Origin of the sequence: Sphingomonas sp. (genome assembly GCF_025353885.1) — a bacterium.
Taxonomy (GTDB): domain Bacteria; phylum Pseudomonadota; class Alphaproteobacteria; order Sphingomonadales; family Sphingomonadaceae; genus Sphingomonas_O.
The window spans coordinates 21,090-40,951 of sequence record NZ_JANXNX010000062.1; the positions used below are offsets into that span (position 1 = coordinate 21,090).

A 19,862-nucleotide genomic window follows, 5' to 3' on the forward strand; every position below is an offset into this window, starting at 1 on the left:
GGTTCAGGCTCCGGGCAATTCGAGGATGCGCTTGGCAATGACGCCGAGCATGACTTCGCTGGTGCCACCCTCGATGCTGTTGGCCTTGGTGCGGAGCCAGGTGCGCGCGGTGCCGCCGCCGCCCGAAGCTTCGCTTTCCCATTCGAGCGCGTCCGAACCGCGCGCTGCCATGATCAGTTCGGAACGCCTTTTGTTCAGCTCGGTCCCGACATATTTCATCATGTTGGGTTGGGCGGGGTGGCTTTTCCCCGCCTTGATCTCGTCGACGAACTTTTCGCTCATCGCGCGGAAGGCCATGACCTCGACATCGAAATTCGCCATGTCGGCACGCAACACGGGTTCGTCAGCGGCAATATCCTTGAACTGCGCGCCGATGGACATCATGTCGGTGCCGAGGCCGCCGCCCGAGATCATCTCGCGCTCATGGCCCAGCAGATATTTGGCAACGTCCCAGCCACGGTTCAGCGCACCGACGATCTGGTCCTTGGGCACCGTGACATTGTCGAAGAAAGTCTCGCAGAACGGCGAATTCCCACTGATCAGCAGGATCGGTTTGGTGGTCACGCCGGGGGTCGCCATGTCGAACAGCAGGAAACTGATGCCCTTGTACTTGTCGTTCTTGTCTGTGCGAACGAGGCAGAAAATCCAGTCGGCCTTGTCGGCATAACTCGTCCAGATCTTCTGGCCGTTGACGACCCAGTGATCGCCCTTGTCTTCGCCATAGGTCGCGAGCGAGACCAGATCGGAGCCCGAGCCGGGTTCGGAATAGCCCTGGCACCAGCGTATTTCACCTTTGGCGATCTGGTTGAGATAATGGACCTTCTGGTCTTCAGTGCCAAACTTCAGCAGGGCTGGCCCGAGCATCCAGATGCCAAAGCTGGACAGCGGCAAACGACAGCGGAGCGCCGCCATTTCCTGCCGCAGGATCTTGGTCTGCTCGGGGCTGAGCCCGCCGCCCCCATATTCGGTGGGCCAGTCGGGGACCGTCCAGCCCTTTGCGGCCATCGCCTCCATCCACTGCTTCTGCGCGGGTGACTTGAAAATCGGGTTGCGCCCGCCCCAGCAGGCGTCGGTTTCGTCGCGCACCGGCTCACGCATCTCTGCCGGGCAATTGGCTTCCAGCCACGAGCGGGTCTCGGCACGGAACATCTCAAGGGCTTCCAGGGTCTGGGCCACGGTCTCTCTCCAAAGTCGATTCTGGCGCTGAAGCTATGCGCGCTTGACGTGTCCGGCAAGCGTCGGATGAGGACGGGCGCTTTCCGTAGCGGCAAAGTTTTGCCGGTTGACCGCGCCCGAATCGCTGACCTAGCAAGCGGCAAAATATTCCAGGAGAGCGCTGATGGATTTCGACCTGACCGAACGCCAGAGTTACTGGCGCGACCGCGTTCGCAGCCACATGGCCGCCCATGTCTTTCCGCGGGCGGGCGATTACGACACGCAGCGTGCCACTGGCGAACGCTGGAAAGTCCTGCCCGTCGTCGAGGAGGAAAAGGCGCGTGCTAAGGCTGCGGGCCTGTGGAACCTGTTCATGCCCCCGACTTCAGGCCGGGCGCACGTCGATGACAGTTTCGAATTCGAGGGCCCGGGACTGACCAACCTCGAATATGCGCTGTGTGCCGAGGAGATGGGCCGGATCGGCTGGGGGGCGGAGGTGTTCAACTGTTCGGCACCCGATACCGGCAACATGGAAGTGCTCCACCGCTATGGCACGCGCGCGCAAAAAGACCGCTGGCTAAAGCCCCTGATGAACGGCGAAATCCGTTCGGCATTTCTGATGACCGAACCCGATGTCGCTTCGTCGGATGCCACGAACATCGAAACGTCGATCCGGCGCGACGGCGACGAATACGTGCTGAACGGCGTCAAATGGTGGTCGTCGGGCGCGGGCGATCCGCGCTGCAAGATCGCCATTGTCATGGGCAAGACCGATTTCGAGGCACAACGCCATGCGCAACAGTCGATGGTGCTGATGGAACTGGATGCGCCGGGCGTAAACATCATCCGGCACCTGCCCGTCTTCGGCTATGACGATGCCCCGCACGGCCATATGGAAATCGAGTTGCATGATGTCCGGATCCCGGTCTCCAACATGCTGCTGGGCGAAGGGCGCGGGTTCGAGATTGCGCAGGGTCGCCTGGGGCCGGGCCGCATCCATCACTGCATGCGGACGATCGGCACCGCTGAGGTCGCGCTGGAAAAAATGGTGAAACGCCTGCTTAACCGTGTCGCTTTCGGCAAGCGGATCGCCGATCATAGCGTCTGGGAACAGCGCGTTGCCGCCGCGCGCATCGACATCGAAATGAACCGCCTGTTGTGCCTGAAGGCGGCCGACATGATGGATAAGGTCGGCAACAAGTTCGCGCAGGCGGAGATCGCGATGATCAAGGTGTCGGCCCCGAACATGGCGCTGCGCATATTGGACGATGCCATCCAGGCGTTCGGCGGCGCGGGCGTATCGAACGACGCGGGCCTTGCCGAAGCCTATGCACACCAGCGGACCTTGCGGCTCGCCGACGGCCCCGACGAGGTTCACGCACGCTCGATTGCCCGGATCGAGTTCGGGAAACATGGTGAAAAGGCCACGCGCATCGTGTCGAGTGGGGACATGGGGGCCACTCGGTGAAGGCAGCCGTCCTCTGGAAGGCGCAGACGCCGCTGACGATCGAGGACGTGCGTGTCGACAATCCGCAGGCGCATGAGGTTTTGATCCGGACCGCCGCCTGCGGGGTTTGCCGTTCGGACCTGCATTTCGTCGACGGCACCTATCCGCATCCGATGCCCTGCATCCCCGGCCATGAAGCCGCCGGGATTGTCGAGGCGGTCGGCAGCGAGGTGCGGACGGTGGCAATCGGCGATGCCGTCGTCACTTGCCTGTCGGCCTATTGCGGCCAGTGCGAATTTTGCGTGACCGGGCGGATGTCGCTCTGCCTGGGTGGCGATACGCGACGGAAAAAGGGCATGCGGTCCCGCATCGTGCGCGAAACCGACGATTTGCCTATCAACCAGATGCTCAACCTGTCGGCCTATGCTGAAATGATGCTGGTCCACGAACATGCCTGTGTCCGGATCGACCCTGAAATGCCGCTCGACCGGGCCGCGATCCTGGGCTGCGCGGTCGTGACCGGCGCGGGTGCGGTGTTCCATGCCGCCGACATCACACCGGGCGACGTGGTTGCGATCATCGGCTGTGGCGGCGTCGGGCTGGCCGCGGTCAATGCGGCAAGGATTGCCGGGGCAGGAAGGATCATCGCCTGCGACCCGGTCGCTGAAAAGCGCGAACTGGCACTGAAGCTGGGCGCCACCGATGCCGTGGACGCCGGGGCGGAGGACGCCGCAAACCTGATCGTCGAGATGACCAAAGGCGGGGTCGATCATGCCATCGAGGCGGTCGGGAGACCGGCTTCGGGAAGGCTCGCGGTCGATATCTTGAAGCGCGGCGGCACGGCGACTATCCTCGGCATGATGCCACTGACCGAACGCATTGGCCTTGGAGCGATGGACCTTATGTCCGGCAAAAAATTACAAGGTGCGTTAATGGGAGCGAACCGCTTTCCCGTGGATATTCCGCGACTGGTCGAATTCTACCTGCGCGGTCGGCTCGACCTCGACACGATCATTGCCGAACGAATCCCGCTCGACCGGATCAACCATGCATTCGCCACGTTGCGTCGTGGTGACAGTGCGCGCAGCGTGATCGTGTTCGCATGACCGTGGACGCCTCCATCGAGATGATCGGGACGGTTGGCGTCCCCGAGCGCGACCGGCTGGACGAGGATCGACTGACCGCGTGGATGAGCGCCAATGTCGCGGGGTTTTCGGGACCGCTGACCTTGTCGAAGTTCGCCGGCGGCCAGTCCAATCCGACCTACCGGATCGACAGTTCCTCGGGTCCCTATGTCCTGCGTCGCAAGCCGTTTGGAACTTTGCTGCCGAGCGCCCACGCCGTCGATCGCGAATATGCGGTCATCGCCGGGCTGTTCCCAACCGGCTTTCCGGTGCCGCGTCCTTACGGGCTGTGCACCGACGATGCCGTGATCGGTTCGATGTTCTACGTCATGGGCATGGTCGCCGGGCGGACGATCTGGGACGGGTCGTTGCCCGATGTCGCGCGCGACCAGCGGCGACCGACCTATGAGGCGATGATTGACACGCTCGCCGCGCTCCATTCGGTCGACTATGAGGCGGCGGGCCTGGGAAGCTACGGCAAGCCCGGCAATTATTTCGAGCGGCAGGTCGGGCGCTGGACCAAGCAATATCGGGCGTCCGAGACCGAAGTCATGCCGGACATGGAAAACCTGATCGCGTATCTGCCGCAGACGATCCCGCCGCAGACCCGGACCAGTATCGTCCACGGCGATTTTCGGATCGACAACATGATTTTCGATGCCACCGAGCCGAAGGTCCTGGCATTGCTCGACTGGGAATTGTCGACGCTGGGGGACCCGCTTGCCGACGTTGCCTATCTGCTGATGAACTGGGTGACCAAGCCCGAAGGGCGTTCGGGGTTAGGCGGTTACGACCTGCCCGGGTTGAACATCCCGACGATCGACGAAGCAACCGCGCGTTATTGTGCCGCAACCGGGCGTGACGGTATCCCCGACCTGAACTGGTATTTCGCCTACAATCTGTTCCGGCTGGCAGGTATTGTTCAGGGCATCAAGAAGCGCGTGATTGACGGGACGGCATCGTCGGCACACGCGGCGGAAACGGCGGAACGTGTGGCTCCGCTGGCGGCGGCGGCATGGGGTTTCGCACAGAAGGCAGGTGCACGATGAATGGTCGGCTAAACGGCAAGACAGCGATTGTCACCGGCGCGGGATCGGGCATCGGACGCGCCACCGCCATCCTGTTTGCAAGCGAAGGGGCTCGCGTCTTGATCGGCGACGTGTCCGATGCCATTCATGCAACCGCGCGCGTGATTGCGGCGGCGGGCGGCACGGTCACGGCCGTGCAAATGGATGCAGGGTCGGAGGACGATGTTGCGTCGCTGGTCGCAACCGCGATTGCCGAATATGACGCCGTCGATGTCGCCTATGCCAATGCCGGGATTTCGGGCGGGATGCCGGGCATTTTCGACCTGACCGTCAATGATTGGACTGAGATTCTGCGCGTCAACCTAATCGGCCCATGGCTGATGGTGAAGCATGCGGGACGCGCCATGATGGAGGCAGGGCGCGGCGGCTCGATCATCTGCACCGCCAGCGTTGCCGGGTTGCGCTCGGGCGCGGGCGGCCCCGCCTATTCGGCATCGAAGGCCGGGGTGATCAACCTGGTGCAGACCAGCGCGCAGCAGCTTTCGGGAACCAATGTGCGCGTCAACGCCATTTGTCCGGGCCTGGTCGAAAGCGGGATGACCGAACGGACGTTCACCTATGCGCGGGAAAAAGGCGTGATGGACAGAGTCGGTCGCCTGAACCCGCTACGCCGTGCGGGGCAACCGATAGAAATCGCGCAAACCGCGCTGTTCCTGGCGTCTGACGCATCGAGCTATATCAACGGGCAGGCCATCGTCGTCGATGGCGGGCTGTCGACCTCACACCCTGTCACGCGGCAGGAAACCGGAAAGACCGCAGTATGATGCCAACCGTATCCGACCCGCACGAACTTGGTTTTGACGGCGAACGGCTGGCGCGGATCGACGAATTGCTCGCCACCAAATATATCGGCGGAGGGCGCATTCCCCACGCCGCGCTGCTAATCGGGCGCGGCGACGAGGTTGCGCATCTGTCGGTGATGGGTGACGCGCGTGCCGGTGAAGCGCTGCAGGCAGACGCAATCTTTCGCATCGCATCGATGACCAAGCCGATCACCAGCATCGCCTTCATGCAGTTGGTCGAACGCGGCAAGGTCGCGCTGTCCGATCCGGTTGCGAAGTTCCTGCCGGAATTTGCAGACATTGGCGTGTTCGTCAGTGGCGGCGGCAACACGCCGTTCAAGACACGTCCTCCCGCCTCGCCGATGCGAATGATCGACCTGTTGCGCCACACGTCGGGGCTAACCTATAGTTTCCAGGAGCGCTCGAATATCGACGCCGCGTATCGCAAGGCCGGATTCGAACGGTTCGACGGCGGGACGCTTGACGAGATGGTGGCAGCGCTAGGGCAATTGCCAATCGAATTCGATCCCGGTTCGGCATGGAATTATTCGGTCGCGACCGACGTCCTGGGGGCAGTGGTGCAGCGCGTCTCAGGCCAGTCGCTTGATGCCTATTTTGCCGAACATATCCTGGGGCCGCTGGCCATGGTCGACACCGGTTTCCAGGTGCCCGCCGATAAGCTGGCGCGCGTGCCCGACTGTTACGTCTGGGATCCGGTCACGCGCATGAAACTGTACGACCCGGGCGAAGGCACGGCCTGGGGCAAGGCTCCGAAACTACTTTCGGGCGGCGGCGGCCTGACCTCCACGATCGGCGACTATCACCGGTTTGCGCGGATGCTGTTAAACGGTGGCGAGCTGGACGGGGCCCGCATTGTGGCGCCACACACGCTGAAACTGATGACGGCAAACCACCTGCCCGGCGGTCGCGACCTGACGCAAATGTCGAAATCACTTTTCAGCGAGGCCGAGAACGCGGGTGCCGGTTTCGGGCTTGGTTTTGCCACCGTGATCGACCCTGCCGCAACGATGCTGCCGGGCAATGCGGGTGAGTTTTATTGGGGCGGGATGTTTTCGACCGGGTTTTTCGTCGATCCGGTGGACGACGTTATCATGGTGTTCATGACGCAATTGATGCCGTCGAACGCCTATCCGGTCCGTCGCGAACTGAAGACAATGCTTTACTCGGCCCTGATCGGCTGAAACACGGAGAATGACCATGACATCACCCATTTCGACCGAGCGCCATGAAGATGTCCTCGTCATCGTTTCGAACAATCCTCCGGTCAACGCGCTGGGTGCCGATGTCCGCATCGGCCTGGACGCCGGGATCAGGGAAGCGCTGGCCGACGACAATATCAAGGCAATTGTAATCCGTTGCGACGGACGTACCTTTTTTGCGGGCGCGGACATCACCGAGTTCACCAAGGCACCGGTCGAACCCGGCCTGCCCGAAGTGGTCAACACGATAGAGGCTTCGACCAAACCGGTTATCGCGGCTATTCACGGCACCGCGCTCGGCGGCGGATGCGAGATTACGCTGGGCTGTCATTACCGCATCGCCGTCCCCTCGGCCAAGATGGGCACGCCCGAGGTCAAGCTTGGACTGTTGCCGGGTGCCGGTGGCACCCAGCGCCTGCCACGCGTGGCGGGTATCGAGGCGGCGGTGGAAATGTGCGCGACGGGGACCCCGATCGGCATGAAAAAGGCGCTCGAGATCGGGCTGATCGACCGGATGGCGGGCGAGGACATGCTCGTGGCCGACGCGATCGCCTTTGCACGCGAGATGATTGCACAGGGGCCGAGACCCTCTCGTGCGCTGCCGGTGAAGGGCAACGTCGCGGCCATTGCGGACTTTGCCAAGGCCAATGCGCGCAAGTTCCGCGGGTTCGACGCACCAGCCGCCAACATCGCTTGCGTCGAGGCAGCCACCCGGCTGTCCTTCGACGAGGGACTGGCGTTCGAACGCGCGGAGTTCTTAAAGCTGATCATGGGCGTCCAGTCGGCTGCCCAGCGCCACATCTTTTTCGCCGAACGCCAAGCTCAGAAGATCGACGGCCTCGCGCCCGACGTCCAGCCCCGGACCATCAACCGCGTCGGCGTGATCGGCGCGGGCACGATGGGCGGCGGGATTTCGATGAATTTCCTGAGCGCAGGCGTCGCCGTGACGATCGTCGAGATGAAGCAGGATGCGCTCGACAAGGGCACCGGCATCATGCGCAAAAACTATGAGGCGAGCGCCGCCAAGGGACGCATCACGCCAGCGCAGGTCGAGAGTGCCATGGGGCTATTAAAGGCCACCCTGGCGCTGGAGGATCTCAGCGACTGCGACCTCATTATCGAGGCCGTATATGAAGACATGGGCGTTAAAAAGGAAATTTTTGGCAAGCTCGACAAGATTTGCAAGCCGGGCGCAATCCTTGCGTCAAACACCAGCTACCTCGACATCGACGAGATTGCCGCCAGCACCAGTCGACCGCAGGATGTGCTGGGAATGCACTTCTTTTCTCCGGCCAATGTCATGAAACTGCTTGAGGTCGTTCGCGGGGCAAAGACGGCTCCCGACGCCCTGATGACGGCGATGGGACTGGCCAAGAAGATTGGCAAGGTCGCGGTGGTCGCAGGCGTGTGCGATGGGTTTATCGGCAACCGGATGCTAAAACCGCGCCAGCTTGAAGCGATGAAGTTGCTGATGGAAGGTGCGACGCCCGACCAGGTCGACCGGGTGCATGTCGCGTTTGGAATGCCGATGGGGCCATTCCAGATGGCCGACCTCGCGGGTGTCGATATTGGCTGGCACCGCGACCCAACGCGGATCGAGAACATCCGCGATGCACTCGCGGCCGTTGGTCGCTGGGGGCAAAAGACCGGCAAGGGATTTTACGACTATGACGAAAAGCGCAACCCGACACCGTCATCCGAGACACAGGCCATTATCGACGATTTTTCGGCCAAGGCAGGCCTGACCAAGCGCGAGATCGGTGATCAGGAAATTATCGAACGGACCCTCTACACGATGGTCAATGAAGGTGCGCTGATTCTTGAAGAAGGCATGGCGCAGCGGGCGTCGGACATCGATGTCGTCTGGATCTATGGCTATGGATGGCCCGTCTATCGTGGCGGGCCGATGTTTTGGGCCGACACCGAAGGCAATGACAAGATCGTTGCGGGGCTTGAGAAGAATGGCTTCGAGGTCGCAGCGTCATTGAAAAAACTTGCCGAGACCAAAGGGCGGTTCAACCGGTAATACCCGCGCCGGGATATGGCGCATTTCGACCGGCAAGTCTGGCGGGCCCTACGGGGCTCGCCGACTAAGTCGCCAAGAATGTCCAAACTTTCACGGCATTATTCGCTTCGTCCTGTCGGTCGCGCGACTCATCGCGGGCCAGAGGCCCGGTCTATTTCCTATTAACACTTTGCCCGTCACTAAGGTTCCAGCGACACGCAAGGGGGTTACCAATAGTGCGGTTTTTGGCACCGATTATCGGAATGGGCGTGTTTGTGCTCTCGATCCTGACACCCGCACCCGCTCATGCCCAATTCTATCAATGCGTCGCCTATGCGCGTGAAGTTACCGGCATGGAAATCCGTGGCAATGCCAACACATGGTGGGGTCAGGCCGAGGGTCGTTTCCAGCGTGGCAAAGCCCCGAAGGCCGGTGCGATACTCGCATTCAAGTCGGCGCGGGGGATGCCTGCAGGTCATGTCGCTGTCGTAGCGCAAGTCGTCAGCGACCGGGAAGTCCTGCTCGACCACGCAAACTGGTCGCGCCCCGGCGCGGTCGAACGTGGCGTTCGCGCAGTCGACGTTTCGCCAGAGGGCGACTGGAGCCAAGTCCGCGTCTGGTACGCCGGCATAGGCGACCTCGGCACGCGGACCAATCCGACGTTTGGCTTCATCTATCCCGGCACGCGCCCGACTCCTGTCTATGCAGAAGCGGACCGAGGGCCGCTGGTCAGCCAAGATGTTGTCCAGATGGCGATGCTCGGACGCTGAACTTGGCGTTGGGCAGGGTTTCAACCCTTCCCCGCCACCCCGAAACGCCTTCTGATTACACTATTCGAGCTTGCTCACAGTGACGGCGGTATCATCTCCAGCCGGGCTCTCGGCCTCGGAGGTATCAGCCGCCTTGTCCGCGTCGAGATACCAGACCTCGATCGGGCCGGTCAGCTTGATTGTCAGTGGATTGCCCTTGCGATCGACCTTCTTGCCGAGCGAGACACGGATCCAGCCTTCACTGATGCAATATTCATCGACATCGGTCCGTTCGCTGTCCTTGAACCGAACACCGATACCACGCGCGAGCAGGTCGGCGTCATGGAACGGGCTTGAAGGATTGATGGCAAGGCGATCGGGTGGTGTGTCTGTCATGACCCGCCATGCCCGCGAACCAAGATTATTTCAACACAGCAAAGGGGCCGCCGATCTGTGACCGGTTTTAGCGCAGCAGCCCCGCTGAGCGCAGGGCATCATCGATGACCTTTGCAACGGCACTGACCGCGGGTGGCTTGGGCAGGACACTGGCGCGCACGGGCTTGGCGAGCGGCACCAGCTTTGCCTTGACAGTTTTGCTGACCGGCAATGCTGATTTCACGGTGCGCGCGGGTGCATCCCCCAGTCCCCAGAACGCAGCGATATGGCGGGTCGAAAATATCCCAACGTCCAGCATATAGGGTCCGCTGACCCCTCCGCCCGTTGCACCTTCGGGATCCAGCGGCGTGCCATGGCCCATGCGATCGATACGGAAATCCTCGATAACGACACGGCCTTCTGCGTCGCGCCACGTCCGGCGCGGATGCCCATCGATCGTCTCGACTAAGGTCGGCTCGAGAGGCAGGTCATGCAGTGTGCGCCACTGGTCGATCAACAACCCGGCATTGGCCTGATCCACGGTATGGTCCGCGCTTCCGTGCCAGACCGACAAGGTTGGCCAAGGTCCCTCATGTGTCGACGCGTCGCGCACCAGCGATCCAAGTTGTGTGGCACCAGGAGCGCCGCTGCCGCGCATCCGGTCGAAGGCACCCGCCATCGACGTCGCCGAACCATAGGGAATGCCGGCGATAACGGCACCGCTGGCGAAAACATCGGGATACGTCGCCAGCATAACGGCCGCCATCGCACCGCCCGCCGACAGTCCGGTTACAAAGACGCGCGCGGGATCAAGGTCGTGCGCGGCGATCATGCCCGCAACCATCTGGCGGATCGACAGGGCCTCCCCGCCGTCGCGCTGGATATCTTCTGAAACGAACCAGTTGAAACAGAGATTGCCGTTGTTCGCGCGCTGTTGCTCGGGGTAAAGCACGGCAAAACCCTGCTCGTCCGCAAGCGCAGACCAGCCCGACCCATGGTCATAGGCCGCGCTGCTTTGCGTACAGCCGTGCAGGACAACGACCAGCGGAGCAGACGCCGGCAGGTCATCCGGCACATAGACCCGTGCCCGCAGTGCGCCAGGGTTCGACCCGAAGCCGACCATGTCGGACAACCGGTCGGGATGGTTTCCCATCGGATTGGTGTCCAGCCCCCGAAAAAAGGACAGTCGGGCGATCGTGTCCGACAGATTACGCATCAAAAAGTCTCCGGCGAGCAGCCCTCAAACGGACCAGCTCACTCTTCAACTCCCGACATAGCGCATCTGTTGCTGCGCTGCACAAGATTTTATCGGTTAGTGAACGAATCTGGCGACGACATCGCGATAGGATCGACTGACTTTCACCTGCGCGCCCGAATCAAGGACGAGGAAACATTCGCCATTGGTATGTGGCTTAACCTGCTTGACGAGGTCGAGGTTGACGATGGTGGAGCGGTGAATGCGCTGGAACCGGCGCGGGTCGAGACGGCGTTCGAGATCCTTCATCGTCTCACGCAGGATCAGCGTGTTGTCGCCGGTGTAGATGCACATATAGTCACCCGCCGCATCGATCCGTTCGATGGAATCCACATCGACGCGGAAAATCTGGCCGCGATCCTTGATGTTGATAAGCTTTTCAAAGCGATTGGCCGCGGGCCCCTCGTTATCGGCCATTTCTTCGGCGGCATCGGGCGCATGTTCGGTCAGCGCCTCCATCAGGCGACCAGCCTCCTCGACGCCCTTTTTCTCGGCGAGGCGTTGGCGCACACGGTCGAGCGTGTCGGCAAGGCGCGCCTCTTCCACCGGTTTCATCAGATAGTCGGTCGCTTGCGCTTCGAACGCCCGGATCGCGTGATCGGAATAGGCAGTAACGAATACAAAGAGCGGTGGTTCGACTTCCATCAGCCCCGATACAACCGAAAACCCGTCGAAACCCGGCATCTGGATGTCGAGAAACACCAGGTCTGGCTTATTTGTCTTGATCGACCGGATAGCCTCGCGCCCGTTCATGCAGGTATCGACAATCTCCACGTCGGGATGATTGGCAAGCCTTAGTTCCAGGCCTTGGATGGCCAGTTTTTCGTCATCGACCAGTATTGCGCGAATTGTCATGCGACCTCTTGGCTAACGTCATCGACTAGGAACGGGATCTCTACCGTCACGATAAACCCGCCTTCAGGATTGTTGCGAGCATCGAAACGGTGATCGGGTCCATACGCCTGCGTCAGCCGGTCCCGAATATTGGCAAGGCCGACGCCGGTTGAATAGCTGGGCCTGACGCTGCCGTCATTCAAGCCCGGACCGGTGTCGGACACGGTGATCTGCACCCGTTCGCCGACCAGCCGCGCAGTAACCGCGATTTCGGCTCCCTCCTCCATCGGCGTAACAGCGTATTTGATGCCGTTTTCGACCAAAGGTTGTAGCAGGAGCGACGGGATGCGCGCGCGCGCGGCCAGCGGATCAAGATCGAAGGTCGCTCGCAACCGTTCCTCGAAGCGCATTTTTTCGATGTCGAGATACAGTTTCAGCGTCTCGAACTCCTGGTCGAGCGTCGTCTGAAACTGCGGTTCGTTGACCAATGTGTAACGCAGGAACGATGACAGACGGCTCAGCATCGCGTTCGCGCGGTCGGTTTGTTTCAGCAGCACCAGCGTCGAGATCGAATTGAGCGTGTTGAACAGAAAGTGCGGGTTGAGCTGGTAACGCAACATCGCCAGTTGTGCCGATGACGCCGCCCCCTCCAGCTTGAACAGCTGGACGCGCTGGTCCTCGGCAATCAAGAAGAAATTGATGCCGTAATAGAGCGCGGACCACGCGCCCAATAGCAAACCGTCGATCAGCACCGAAGCCAGCAGCAACGCGCCCTCGAACGCGCCACCACGATTGACCATCGAGAAAACAAATGCGTCGATTACCGAATAGGCGGCCAGCGCGAGCACGACCGCCGCCAGCGATCCCGTCCAGATGACAATGGGGGGCTTGCGGATCAGCAGGCGAAAGGCCGCGGCAATGACAAGGGTCAGCGAATAGCCGGTGGCAGCGGACACCAGCACCGGGATAAAGAACGAAATGCTCATCCCGTTTGCAACGCCCTGCGCCGCGCGCAACAGTAGGTATCCGCTCCACCCCGCCCCCTGGAGCATCCAGAATGCACGGTTCTTGTCGTCGAAAAATGTTTGCGGGCGAGGTTGAACGGTAGCCATCGGGCGGACGCTAGCGTTTTCAGACGCGCGGGGGAACCGTTGACCCCGCGATCAAGAACTAGTGACAAATCGCTGCGTCAGGGGTTATTCTGAAGCAGGATAGGAGAGCCGAGATGGCCGATAGCGACTGTCGAACGAACATGGGGCCGACCCATGCTGGAAAACCCCATGCCGGGTTTCGTAATTTTGAGGAAAGTACGCAGGAGGACTGGTCACTGATCGGACAGCATTTCCGGAGCTTTGCGGGCGGACTTGCCGATCGCGTCTTGCGACATCTGATGCTGCTTGATGGGGATTATGGCGGGTTTCCAATCGATCGGCTCCAGCACAGCCTGCAGACTGCGACCCGCGCGCATCGCGACGGTCGGGGAGAGAGCTATGTCGTCATGGCGCTGTTGCACGACATCGGCGATACGCTGGGCAGCTATAATCATCCCGATATCGGCGCCGCCATCGTCAAGCCATTCGTCACCGAGGAGGAGCATTGGATTTGCGCCCAGCATGGTGTTTTCCAGGGCTATTATTATTTCCATTTCCTGGGCGGAGACCGCGACGCGCGCGAGGCGTTCCGCGACCACCCGCATTTCGCCGCCTGTGAACTTTTTTGCCGGGAGTATGACCAGGCCGCGTTCGACCCCGACTATGACACCGAACCGCTGGACTTTTTCGAGCCGATGCTGCGCCGGGTGCTGGCACGGCCGGTCAATGGAATGATGGCGAGGGTTGTGACGGAAAGCTGAAACAAAGACCGCCGCCCCCGGATTGAGAGCGGCGGTCCCATACACGGGTCGATCTTCAGAAGCTGATGCGAGCACCCACGCGGAGTGCATAAAGCGACGATCCGTTGGCTGTCATCAACTGGTCAGCGATCAAGTTGGCAGGAGTCGGCGACAAATATTGATATTGCGCGCAGGTGTTTACGCCTGCCGCCACACAGGTCACGCGCGCCACCGACTTGTTGAAGTAGAAGGTCGAGCGCAACTGCTGTCCCCATTTGTGGTTGACCAAATTGGTCAGGTTTTCGATGTCGCCGAACACCGTGAACTTGGTGCCCAATGGCAGGGCAAGCTCCTGCTCGACGTGAAGATCGATCTTTGTAAAGGCCCTTGACCGGAAGGCGTTGCGTGGAGCGATCTTGCCAAGATAGTTTGCAAGGCCGCTGCCCGTGATGATGGCCTCTACCGCCGCATGCCTGCCTGGTAACCGGCAATCGGCAATCGGCAATCGAGTCGAAGTAATAGGTGCCGTTACCGGGGTTTACGAACAGGTTATAGGTATCGACACTCTAGAAATCGGCCAGCAACCGCAGGTTATGGTCGATCAGACCATCGACACCGTAAGTGTAGAATGCGGTGCCGTGGAACTGGTTGGTCCCGATTTCCGGATCGCGTTGGCCGTGCCCCCCTGGAAAAAGCCGTCACGGACGTCATACGGGGCAATCTTTGTCTGGAATTGTTCAATCGCGTCAATTGGCACCGGCCCGCGACGCGATGGCAGTCCGTCGGGATTGAGGCCGAAACCATCGGTGATGGGAACGCCGTCGATGGTGAACCGGTTGTAACGGGCGTTCTGCCCGGCAAAGCTGACGTTCCGGCCGCTGGTGCTGCTGGTTTCGAGAGTGGCGAACGGGTCGCGCCGTATCAGGTCGCGAATGTCGCGGTTGATGCTGGCGATCTGCGAAATCTGCTCGGCGCCAAGGACGGTGGCCGGTCCCTTGAAACAGAGCTCGCCTTCGTAAGTTTCGATGCCGTTACGACAATGTGGCTACCGCCGCCGGCAAGCATCGCAGAACGAAACTTATCGAATTCGTGGTGTAAAATGACACGTCTACGGACTCAGTGGCCGGTGGGCACGTTGGTTGTGTTGGTCGCGCGCGGGGCCAGCCAGACCAGGATGGCGGACAGCACGAATGCCCCCCCGGCAATCAGAAAAACCTGGATCATGCCAAGGGTCGATGCCTGAACCTCGACCAATCGGTCGAGCGTCGCACGCGCCTGTTCCAGCGACATTCCGGCTTGCTGAAGTGTCGAAATCGTGGCTCCCGGATTGTTCAGCATCGGCACCAGGTCGGCACGCGACGCGCGCGACGCATTGTCCCAGGCGGTGGTCGCCAGCGCGGTGCCGACGGCACCCGAAAGCGTGCGAGTAAAGCTCATCAGCCCGGCAGCCGAAACGGTTTCATTCGGGCGCACGCTGCTTAAGGCAATCGACGTCAAGCCAATGAAAAAGAACGGCATGCCGATCCCTTGGACCAGCTGGGGTAACGATAGCGTCCAGTAATCGGCGCTCGATGTCCACCCGGCGCGCATCAGCGACACCCCGGCCATCCACAATATCGCCGCACAGACCGTATAACGCAAGTCGACCTTGCCGATCAGTCGGGCGGCGAAGGGAGAAAGTATGACGGCAAAGACACCGACCCACGCAACGGTGTAGCCGGAATCGGTAGCAGTATAGCCGACGATCTGCTGCAGCCACAGCGGCATCAATACAACGCTCGCGAAAAAGGCACCATAAGCGAGCGAGATCGACAGCGTCCCGGCGGTAAAGCCACGATGCCGGAATATCCGAATATCGACGATCGGATCGTCGGTCGTCAGTTCCCAGATGACGAACGCGGCCAGGCCGACGACGGCAACGATCGCAAGCACGACAATATAGGGTGAGCCGAACCAGTCGTTCTCCCGGCCCGTGTCGAGCATAATCTGGAAGGCAGCAACGAACAGCACCAGCAATGCCAGCCCACCGAGATCGATGCGACGCTTTACGACGGTGGTTTCGTAGGGAACGATCAGCCGCGACACCGCAAATATGCAGAGAGCCACGACGGGCAAGTTGATGAAAAATATCCACGGCCACGACCAGTTATCGCTGATCAGGCCACCGAGGATGGGGCCAACGATTGGCGCCGAGGTCGTCGTCATCGCCCAGATGCCGAGGCCAAGTGCCGCCTTATTCTTTGGGAATATCCGCAGCAGCAACGTCTGGGACAGCGGCATCAGCGGTCCACCCGACAGCCCCTGGAGAATACGGAACGTCACCAGCATCCCCAGCGTCCCCGAAACCCCGCACAGGAACGAAAACACCGCAAAGCCGCACAGCGATATGATAAACCACCGCACGCTGCCAAACCGCGACGACAGCCACCCGGTCAGGGGAACGCTGATCGCGTCGGCGACGGCGTAACTGGTGATGACCCAGGTCCCTTGCGTCGGCGAAACCGCGAGGCCACCGGCAATGTGGGGCACCGAGACGTTGGCGATCGTTGTGTCGAGAACCACGACGAAATTGGCAAGCGCCAGCGAAAACGCCGCTAGCAGGAGCTTTGCACCGGTCAGCGGCGCTGGCTCGGACGCTGGTTGGTCAGGCACGCTCGCCATTACTAGTTGCGTCCGTTGTCGCCACGAGTATCGATCGTCGCCGTCATCGAGAGGCCCACCCGCAGCGGATGGACGCGCAGTTCACCGGCGTCCAGCGTAACCCGAACGGGCAGGCGCTGAACAACCTTGATCCAGTTGCCGGTCGCATTTTGTGCCGGGATAAGCGAGAACGCCGCACCGGTGCCACCGGCATAGCCCGTCACGCGACCATGATAAACGACGTCACTGCCGTAGAAATCGGAGGTGAGTTCGACTGGCTGGCCGACCCGGACCCGCCCGAACTGACTTTCCTTGAAATTGGCGTCGACATAGACCGTTGCGAGGGGGACGAGCGTCATGATCGGCGCACCGGCAGCAATCCGCTGGCCAACCTGCACCTGGCGATTGGCAACGATACCATCGATCGGGGCACGAATGACCGTGCGCGACAGGTCCAGCCTAGCCTTGTCGAGACGCGCCCGCGCCGATGCCACATCGGGTGTCGTCGAGATGGTTGTGCCCCGGGTCAGGGCCTCCGTCGCCGCTGCCTCGCTCAATGCCGAGGATCGCACCGCCTGCGCCGTCGCGATGCCCGCCGCAGCCAGATCACGGGCCGCCCTGGCTGCCGAGAAGGAGGCGCGAGCGGACGACAATTCCTCGCCCGAGACAGCGCCACTCCCCACCAGCGCCTCGCGCCGGGCCAGATCGACACGCGCGCGTTCGAACTGGGCGGCCGCGTCGGCGGCCTTGGCGCGTGCCTGCGCAATATCGGCGTCGCGGGCCTGGACCTGGGCGCGCGCAGCGCCGACGTTGGCGGCGGCCTGTCCGTATTTTTGCTGGGCCAGGAACAACGCGGCTTCGGCAGTCGCGACGTCGACCTTGGCATCGGCGTCGTCGATGACGACCAGCACGTCACCCTTGTGGACGACCTGCGTGCCACCGACGCGCACTTCGCGGACCGCTCCGGCCACCAGCGGCGTGACTTGCGCCGTGTCTGCGCCGACATAAGCATTGTCGGTGTGAACCCGGCCAGCCTGGGTCAGGAAATACCAGACGCCCCACAGGATCGCGACTACCACCACGACCGCGGCAAGGATAAGGAACAGCGTCTTGCGCCGCGCGGCCTTGTCCACCGGCGACTTTTCGTCAGCTAGGGCCGTGTCGGACGGAAATTCGGAAGGATGGGCGTCGGCCATTATCTGGCTCCTGATGAAATGCGAGTGTCGTGATAGCCGCCGCCAAGTGCGCGGATCAGGGCAATGTCAAGGACGATACGACGTGCCTCCAGGTCGGCGACGGCGCGCCGACTGATGAGAACCGTGTCGTCGCCATTGAGGACGGGCAGTTGGTTCGACAGGCCACCTCGATACCGGATCGCAGCGATCTTGCGCGCTTCCTCGGCTGCAGCCAGAGCCTGGCGCTGTTCGGCCAGCCGGACATCGGCCGCTTGGCGGCTTGTCAGGGCATCGGCGGTCTGCTGAAGTGCGATGATCAACGTCGCATCGTAGCGCGAGACAGCTTCGTCATAATCAGCCCTGGCACCGCGATACCTTCCTGCCAGACGCCCGCCATCGAAGATTGGCAAACTGAAGGCCGCGCCGCCGTTACCATAACTCGATCCGCTTTCGAATAGCTTACCCAGCCCCAGGGATTGCAGGCCCACGATCGCCGACAGGCTGATGTTGGGATAAAAGTCAGCCTTTGCGACCTTGATCCGCTTTGCCGCGGCCTCGGCACGCAGTCGAGCGGCGACGATATCCGGGCGTCGTCCGACCAGATCGATCCCCGCGTTCGAAGGAATCCCGACACCTGTTTCGCGCAAAGTCGGGCGCACGATCCGCCGGCCACGGTCGGGACCCGCACCCACCAGTGCGGCCAGTCTATGGCGCGTCAGGGCAATCGATTCGTCGAGTGCGGCAATATCGGCGCGCGCTGCCGGGACGCGCGATTCGGCCTGGCGGAGACTGCCGCGGGTGTCGACGCCGACGGCCACGCGCTGGCTGGTGAGGTCAACGGTCGCCTGCCGTATCTTAAGCGCGTCCTCTGCCACATCGCGTTGCATGTAATATTGCGCAAGCTGTGCGTAATTGGTCGCAATATCCGTGCTGAGCATCAGCCGGGCCTGCTCCAGATCAACGCGCACCGCCGCCGCCTCCGAGGTTGCCGCTGCCAGCGCGGCCCGGTCCTTGCCCCATATATCAAGGTTAAAGGAAAAGCTGCCGCTCAGCCTGCCTGTGTCCTGGATTCCTTTGGGCACGAACTGGGCGGGTATCCCCAGGTTGTAGCTTTGCTTGTTGCCACCCGCGATGCCATCGAGCGTTGCGCTGGGCAGCAAGGCCGCCCCCGCCTGCTGCGACATCGCATCGGCCGCGCGGACCCGAGCGGTCGCGGTTGCCACGTCAGGCGATCCGACAAGCGCTTCGTCGATCAACTGTGACAAGGCAGCGTCGCCAAATGTCGTCCACCATCGGTCTACTGGCCACCCAACCGCCGTTCCAGGAAGCGAAAGGGTAGCAGCCAGCGACGCCGCATCGCGCGGAGCGGGTGCCTGTCCCAGTCTGGGCATAGTGGCGCACCCGCCAACACAGGCAGCCAGAACGAGGGGGACAACGAGCAAACGCATTTTTTCTAAACCGTACTATCTGGTACACCGGATGGAAGGTGCCCAATTCACTGAATCGAGCCGGTTGTCAATCGCAATGATACTTGATAGTACATTTCTCATGGCCACTGCACTTTTGCCCAACGCCCCACTTCAGGATTCGCGCCGCTGCGCTTTCGTTGACGCAGCAAGACTCGCTTTTTTCGAGAATGGTTATGCGAGCACGACGATGTCGGCAATTTCCGCAGCGGTCGGCGGATCAAAGACGACGCTGTGGTCGTATTTCCCGTCGAAAGAAGCATTGTTTGCGGCTGTGATCGACGAAATCGTCGAACAATATGGTTGCGCCCTGTCCGTGGAATTCTCCCCGGACCAACCGGTGGACAATGTCCTTGAGCATTTTGCGGCCGCCATGCTTTCGACAATGCTATCCCCGCCGATCATCAGTCTCCACCGTTTGGTCACCGGCGAAGCAAGGCGTTTCCCCGAAATCGGCCAAATGTTTTATGAACGAGGTCCGAAACGAGGCAAGGCCCGCTTGGCGGTCTATATCCAGTTACTGATGGACGACGGGCGCCTGCGTGCCGGGGACGCCGCAATTGCCGCCCGCCAGTTCGCCGCAATGTGCCAGGGCAATGCATTCCAGAAGGCGCTCTATAGCGTCGAGTCTCCGAGCCCCGACGTGGTGGCTCGTGACATTACTGCGGCCATCGACTCTTTTCTGCGGGCCTGGGGACCCGACATTTCCCGTTAAG

Annotated in this window: 19 protein-coding genes; 9 read left to right on the forward strand and 10 right to left on the reverse strand. The window is 61.5% G+C overall.

Going from position 1 to position 19,862, the window contains the following annotated elements:
* Positions 1-3 precede the first annotated feature (3 nt).
* Positions 4-1,164: an acyl-CoA dehydrogenase family protein gene (locus Q0R02_RS06680; RefSeq protein ID WP_293881916.1), complete on the reverse strand. Its 1,161-nt coding sequence runs from the start codon at positions 1,162-1,164 to the stop codon at positions 4-6.
* Between the two features lie 175 nt (positions 1,165-1,339).
* Here Q0R02_RS06680 and Q0R02_RS06685 point away from each other — a divergent pair, with 175 nt between their 5' ends.
* From Q0R02_RS06685 to Q0R02_RS06715, 7 genes are all read left to right on the forward strand, one after another.
* Positions 1,340-2,623, forward strand: a complete 1,284-nt coding sequence (locus Q0R02_RS06685) for an acyl-CoA dehydrogenase family protein (RefSeq protein WP_293881861.1) — start codon at positions 1,340-1,342, stop codon at positions 2,621-2,623.
* Positions 2,620-3,708, forward strand: coding sequence for a Zn-dependent alcohol dehydrogenase (locus Q0R02_RS06690; RefSeq protein WP_293881862.1), 1,089 nt, complete (start codon positions 2,620-2,622; stop codon positions 3,706-3,708). The genes Q0R02_RS06685 and Q0R02_RS06690 overlap by 4 nt, the downstream gene beginning before the upstream one ends.
* Positions 3,705-4,775 carry a phosphotransferase family protein gene (locus tag Q0R02_RS06695; RefSeq protein WP_293881863.1) on the forward strand — a complete coding sequence of 357 codons (1,071 nt, stop codon included), beginning with the start codon at positions 3,705-3,707 and terminating at the stop codon, positions 4,773-4,775. The genes Q0R02_RS06690 and Q0R02_RS06695 overlap by 4 nt, the downstream gene beginning before the upstream one ends.
* On the forward strand, positions 4,772-5,578 hold the full coding sequence (locus Q0R02_RS06700) for an SDR family NAD(P)-dependent oxidoreductase (protein WP_293881864.1): 807 nt from the start codon (positions 4,772-4,774) through the stop codon (positions 5,576-5,578). The genes Q0R02_RS06695 and Q0R02_RS06700 overlap by 4 nt, the downstream gene beginning before the upstream one ends.
* Positions 5,575-6,798 (forward strand): serine hydrolase, encoded by a 1,224-nt coding sequence (locus Q0R02_RS06705; RefSeq protein ID WP_293881865.1) that lies wholly within the window; start codon positions 5,575-5,577, stop codon positions 6,796-6,798. Before Q0R02_RS06700 ends, Q0R02_RS06705 begins: the two co-directional genes overlap by 4 nt.
* A 16-nt stretch (positions 6,799-6,814) precedes the next feature.
* On the forward strand, positions 6,815-8,842 hold the full coding sequence (locus Q0R02_RS06710) for a 3-hydroxyacyl-CoA dehydrogenase NAD-binding domain-containing protein (protein WP_293881866.1): 2,028 nt from the start codon (positions 6,815-6,817) through the stop codon (positions 8,840-8,842).
* 242 nt (positions 8,843-9,084) lie between these two features.
* Positions 9,085-9,591, forward strand: coding sequence for a CHAP domain-containing protein (locus Q0R02_RS06715; protein ID WP_293881917.1), 507 nt, complete (start codon positions 9,085-9,087; stop codon positions 9,589-9,591).
* A gap of 60 nt (positions 9,592-9,651) precedes the next feature.
* Here Q0R02_RS06715 and Q0R02_RS06720 read toward each other — a convergent pair whose 3' ends face one another.
* The 4 genes from Q0R02_RS06720 to Q0R02_RS06735 all read right to left on the reverse strand — a co-directional run bounded on the left by Q0R02_RS06720 (position 9,652) and on the right by Q0R02_RS06735 (position 13,146).
* Positions 9,652-9,966 carry a DUF3297 family protein gene (locus Q0R02_RS06720; protein ID WP_293881867.1) on the reverse strand — a complete coding sequence of 105 codons (315 nt, stop codon included), beginning with the start codon at positions 9,964-9,966 and terminating at the stop codon, positions 9,652-9,654.
* 67 nt (positions 9,967-10,033) lie between these two features.
* Positions 10,034-11,161, reverse strand: coding sequence for a PHB depolymerase family esterase (locus Q0R02_RS06725; protein WP_293881868.1), 1,128 nt, complete (start codon positions 11,159-11,161; stop codon positions 10,034-10,036).
* Positions 11,162-11,257: 96 nt separating this feature from the next.
* On the reverse strand, positions 11,258-12,055 hold the full coding sequence (locus Q0R02_RS06730; RefSeq protein WP_293881869.1) for a LytTR family DNA-binding domain-containing protein: 798 nt from the start codon (positions 12,053-12,055) through the stop codon (positions 11,258-11,260).
* Positions 12,052-13,146 (reverse strand): sensor histidine kinase, encoded by a 1,095-nt coding sequence (locus Q0R02_RS06735; RefSeq protein WP_293881870.1) that lies wholly within the window; start codon positions 13,144-13,146, stop codon positions 12,052-12,054. The genes Q0R02_RS06730 and Q0R02_RS06735 overlap by 4 nt, the downstream gene beginning before the upstream one ends.
* 140 nt (positions 13,147-13,286) lie before the next feature.
* On the opposite strand from Q0R02_RS06735, the gene Q0R02_RS06740 reads away from it, so the two are divergent.
* Positions 13,287-13,886, forward strand: a complete 600-nt coding sequence (locus tag Q0R02_RS06740) for an HD domain-containing protein (protein WP_293881918.1) — start codon at positions 13,287-13,289, stop codon at positions 13,884-13,886.
* A 55-nt stretch (positions 13,887-13,941) separates the two neighbouring features.
* On the opposite strand, the gene Q0R02_RS06745 is transcribed toward Q0R02_RS06740, so the two are convergent.
* From Q0R02_RS06745 to Q0R02_RS06765, 5 genes are all read right to left on the reverse strand, one after another.
* Complete coding sequence (locus Q0R02_RS06745) at positions 13,942-14,370, reverse strand: hypothetical protein (protein WP_293881872.1); 429 nt, start codon at positions 14,368-14,370, stop codon at positions 13,942-13,944.
* 96 nt (positions 14,371-14,466) lie between these two features.
* The gene (locus Q0R02_RS06750; protein ID WP_367271438.1) at positions 14,467-14,892 is read right to left on the reverse strand and encodes a TonB-dependent receptor plug domain-containing protein; all 426 of its coding nucleotides are present in this window, start codon (positions 14,890-14,892) and stop codon (positions 14,467-14,469) included.
* An 89-nt stretch (positions 14,893-14,981) separates the two neighbouring features.
* Positions 14,982-16,526 carry a DHA2 family efflux MFS transporter permease subunit gene (locus Q0R02_RS06755; RefSeq protein ID WP_293881873.1) on the reverse strand — a complete coding sequence of 515 codons (1,545 nt, stop codon included), beginning with the start codon at positions 16,524-16,526 and terminating at the stop codon, positions 14,982-14,984.
* A 2-nt stretch (positions 16,527-16,528) separates the two neighbouring features.
* Positions 16,529-17,701, reverse strand: coding sequence for an HlyD family efflux transporter periplasmic adaptor subunit (locus Q0R02_RS06760; protein WP_293881874.1), 1,173 nt, complete (start codon positions 17,699-17,701; stop codon positions 16,529-16,531).
* Positions 17,701-19,071, reverse strand: coding sequence for an efflux transporter outer membrane subunit (locus Q0R02_RS06765; RefSeq protein WP_293881876.1), 1,371 nt, complete (start codon positions 19,069-19,071; stop codon positions 17,701-17,703). The genes Q0R02_RS06760 and Q0R02_RS06765 overlap by 1 nt, the downstream gene beginning before the upstream one ends.
* A gap of 1 nt (position 19,072) precedes the next feature.
* Between Q0R02_RS06765 and Q0R02_RS06770 the strand changes: the two genes are divergently transcribed.
* A complete protein-coding gene (locus Q0R02_RS06770) occupies positions 19,073-19,861 on the forward strand; it encodes a TetR/AcrR family transcriptional regulator (protein WP_293881877.1) in 789 nt (262 codons plus the stop codon).
* Position 19,862: the final 1 nt, after the last annotated feature.

Bases quoted from the DNA above. Each gene is read 5' to 3' on its own strand.
- Q0R02_RS06715 (WP_293881917.1), top strand. From the start codon at position 9,085: ATGGGCGTGTTTGTGCTCTCGATCCTGACACCCGCACCCGCTCATGCC.
- Q0R02_RS06705 (WP_293881865.1), top strand. From the start codon at position 5,575: ATGATGCCAACCGTATCCGACCCGCACGAACTTGGTTTTGACGGCGAA.
- Q0R02_RS06700 (WP_293881864.1), top strand. From the start codon at position 4,772: ATGAATGGTCGGCTAAACGGCAAGACAGCGATTGTCACCGGCGCGGGA.
- Q0R02_RS06755 (WP_293881873.1), bottom strand. From the start codon at position 16,526: ATGGCGAGCGTGCCTGACCAACCAGCGTCCGAGCCAGCGCCGCTGACC.
- Q0R02_RS06720 (WP_293881867.1), bottom strand. From the start codon at position 9,966: ATGACAGACACACCACCCGATCGCCTTGCCATCAATCCTTCAAGCCCG.
- Q0R02_RS06710 (WP_293881866.1), top strand. From the start codon at position 6,815: ATGACATCACCCATTTCGACCGAGCGCCATGAAGATGTCCTCGTCATC.
- Q0R02_RS06760 (WP_293881874.1), bottom strand. From the start codon at position 17,701: ATGGCCGACGCCCATCCTTCCGAATTTCCGTCCGACACGGCCCTAGCT.
- Q0R02_RS06740 (WP_293881918.1), top strand. From the start codon at position 13,287: ATGGGGCCGACCCATGCTGGAAAACCCCATGCCGGGTTTCGTAATTTT.
- Q0R02_RS06730 (WP_293881869.1), bottom strand. From the start codon at position 12,055: ATGACAATTCGCGCAATACTGGTCGATGACGAAAAACTGGCCATCCAA.
- Q0R02_RS06765 (WP_293881876.1), bottom strand. From the start codon at position 19,071: ATGCCCAGACTGGGACAGGCACCCGCTCCGCGCGATGCGGCGTCGCTG.
- Q0R02_RS06725 (WP_293881868.1), bottom strand. From the start codon at position 11,161: ATGCGTAATCTGTCGGACACGATCGCCCGACTGTCCTTTTTTCGGGGG.
- Q0R02_RS06685 (WP_293881861.1), top strand. From the start codon at position 1,340: ATGGATTTCGACCTGACCGAACGCCAGAGTTACTGGCGCGACCGCGTT.
- Q0R02_RS06735 (WP_293881870.1), bottom strand. From the start codon at position 13,146: ATGGCTACCGTTCAACCTCGCCCGCAAACATTTTTCGACGACAAGAAC.
- Q0R02_RS06695 (WP_293881863.1), top strand. From the start codon at position 3,705: ATGACCGTGGACGCCTCCATCGAGATGATCGGGACGGTTGGCGTCCCC.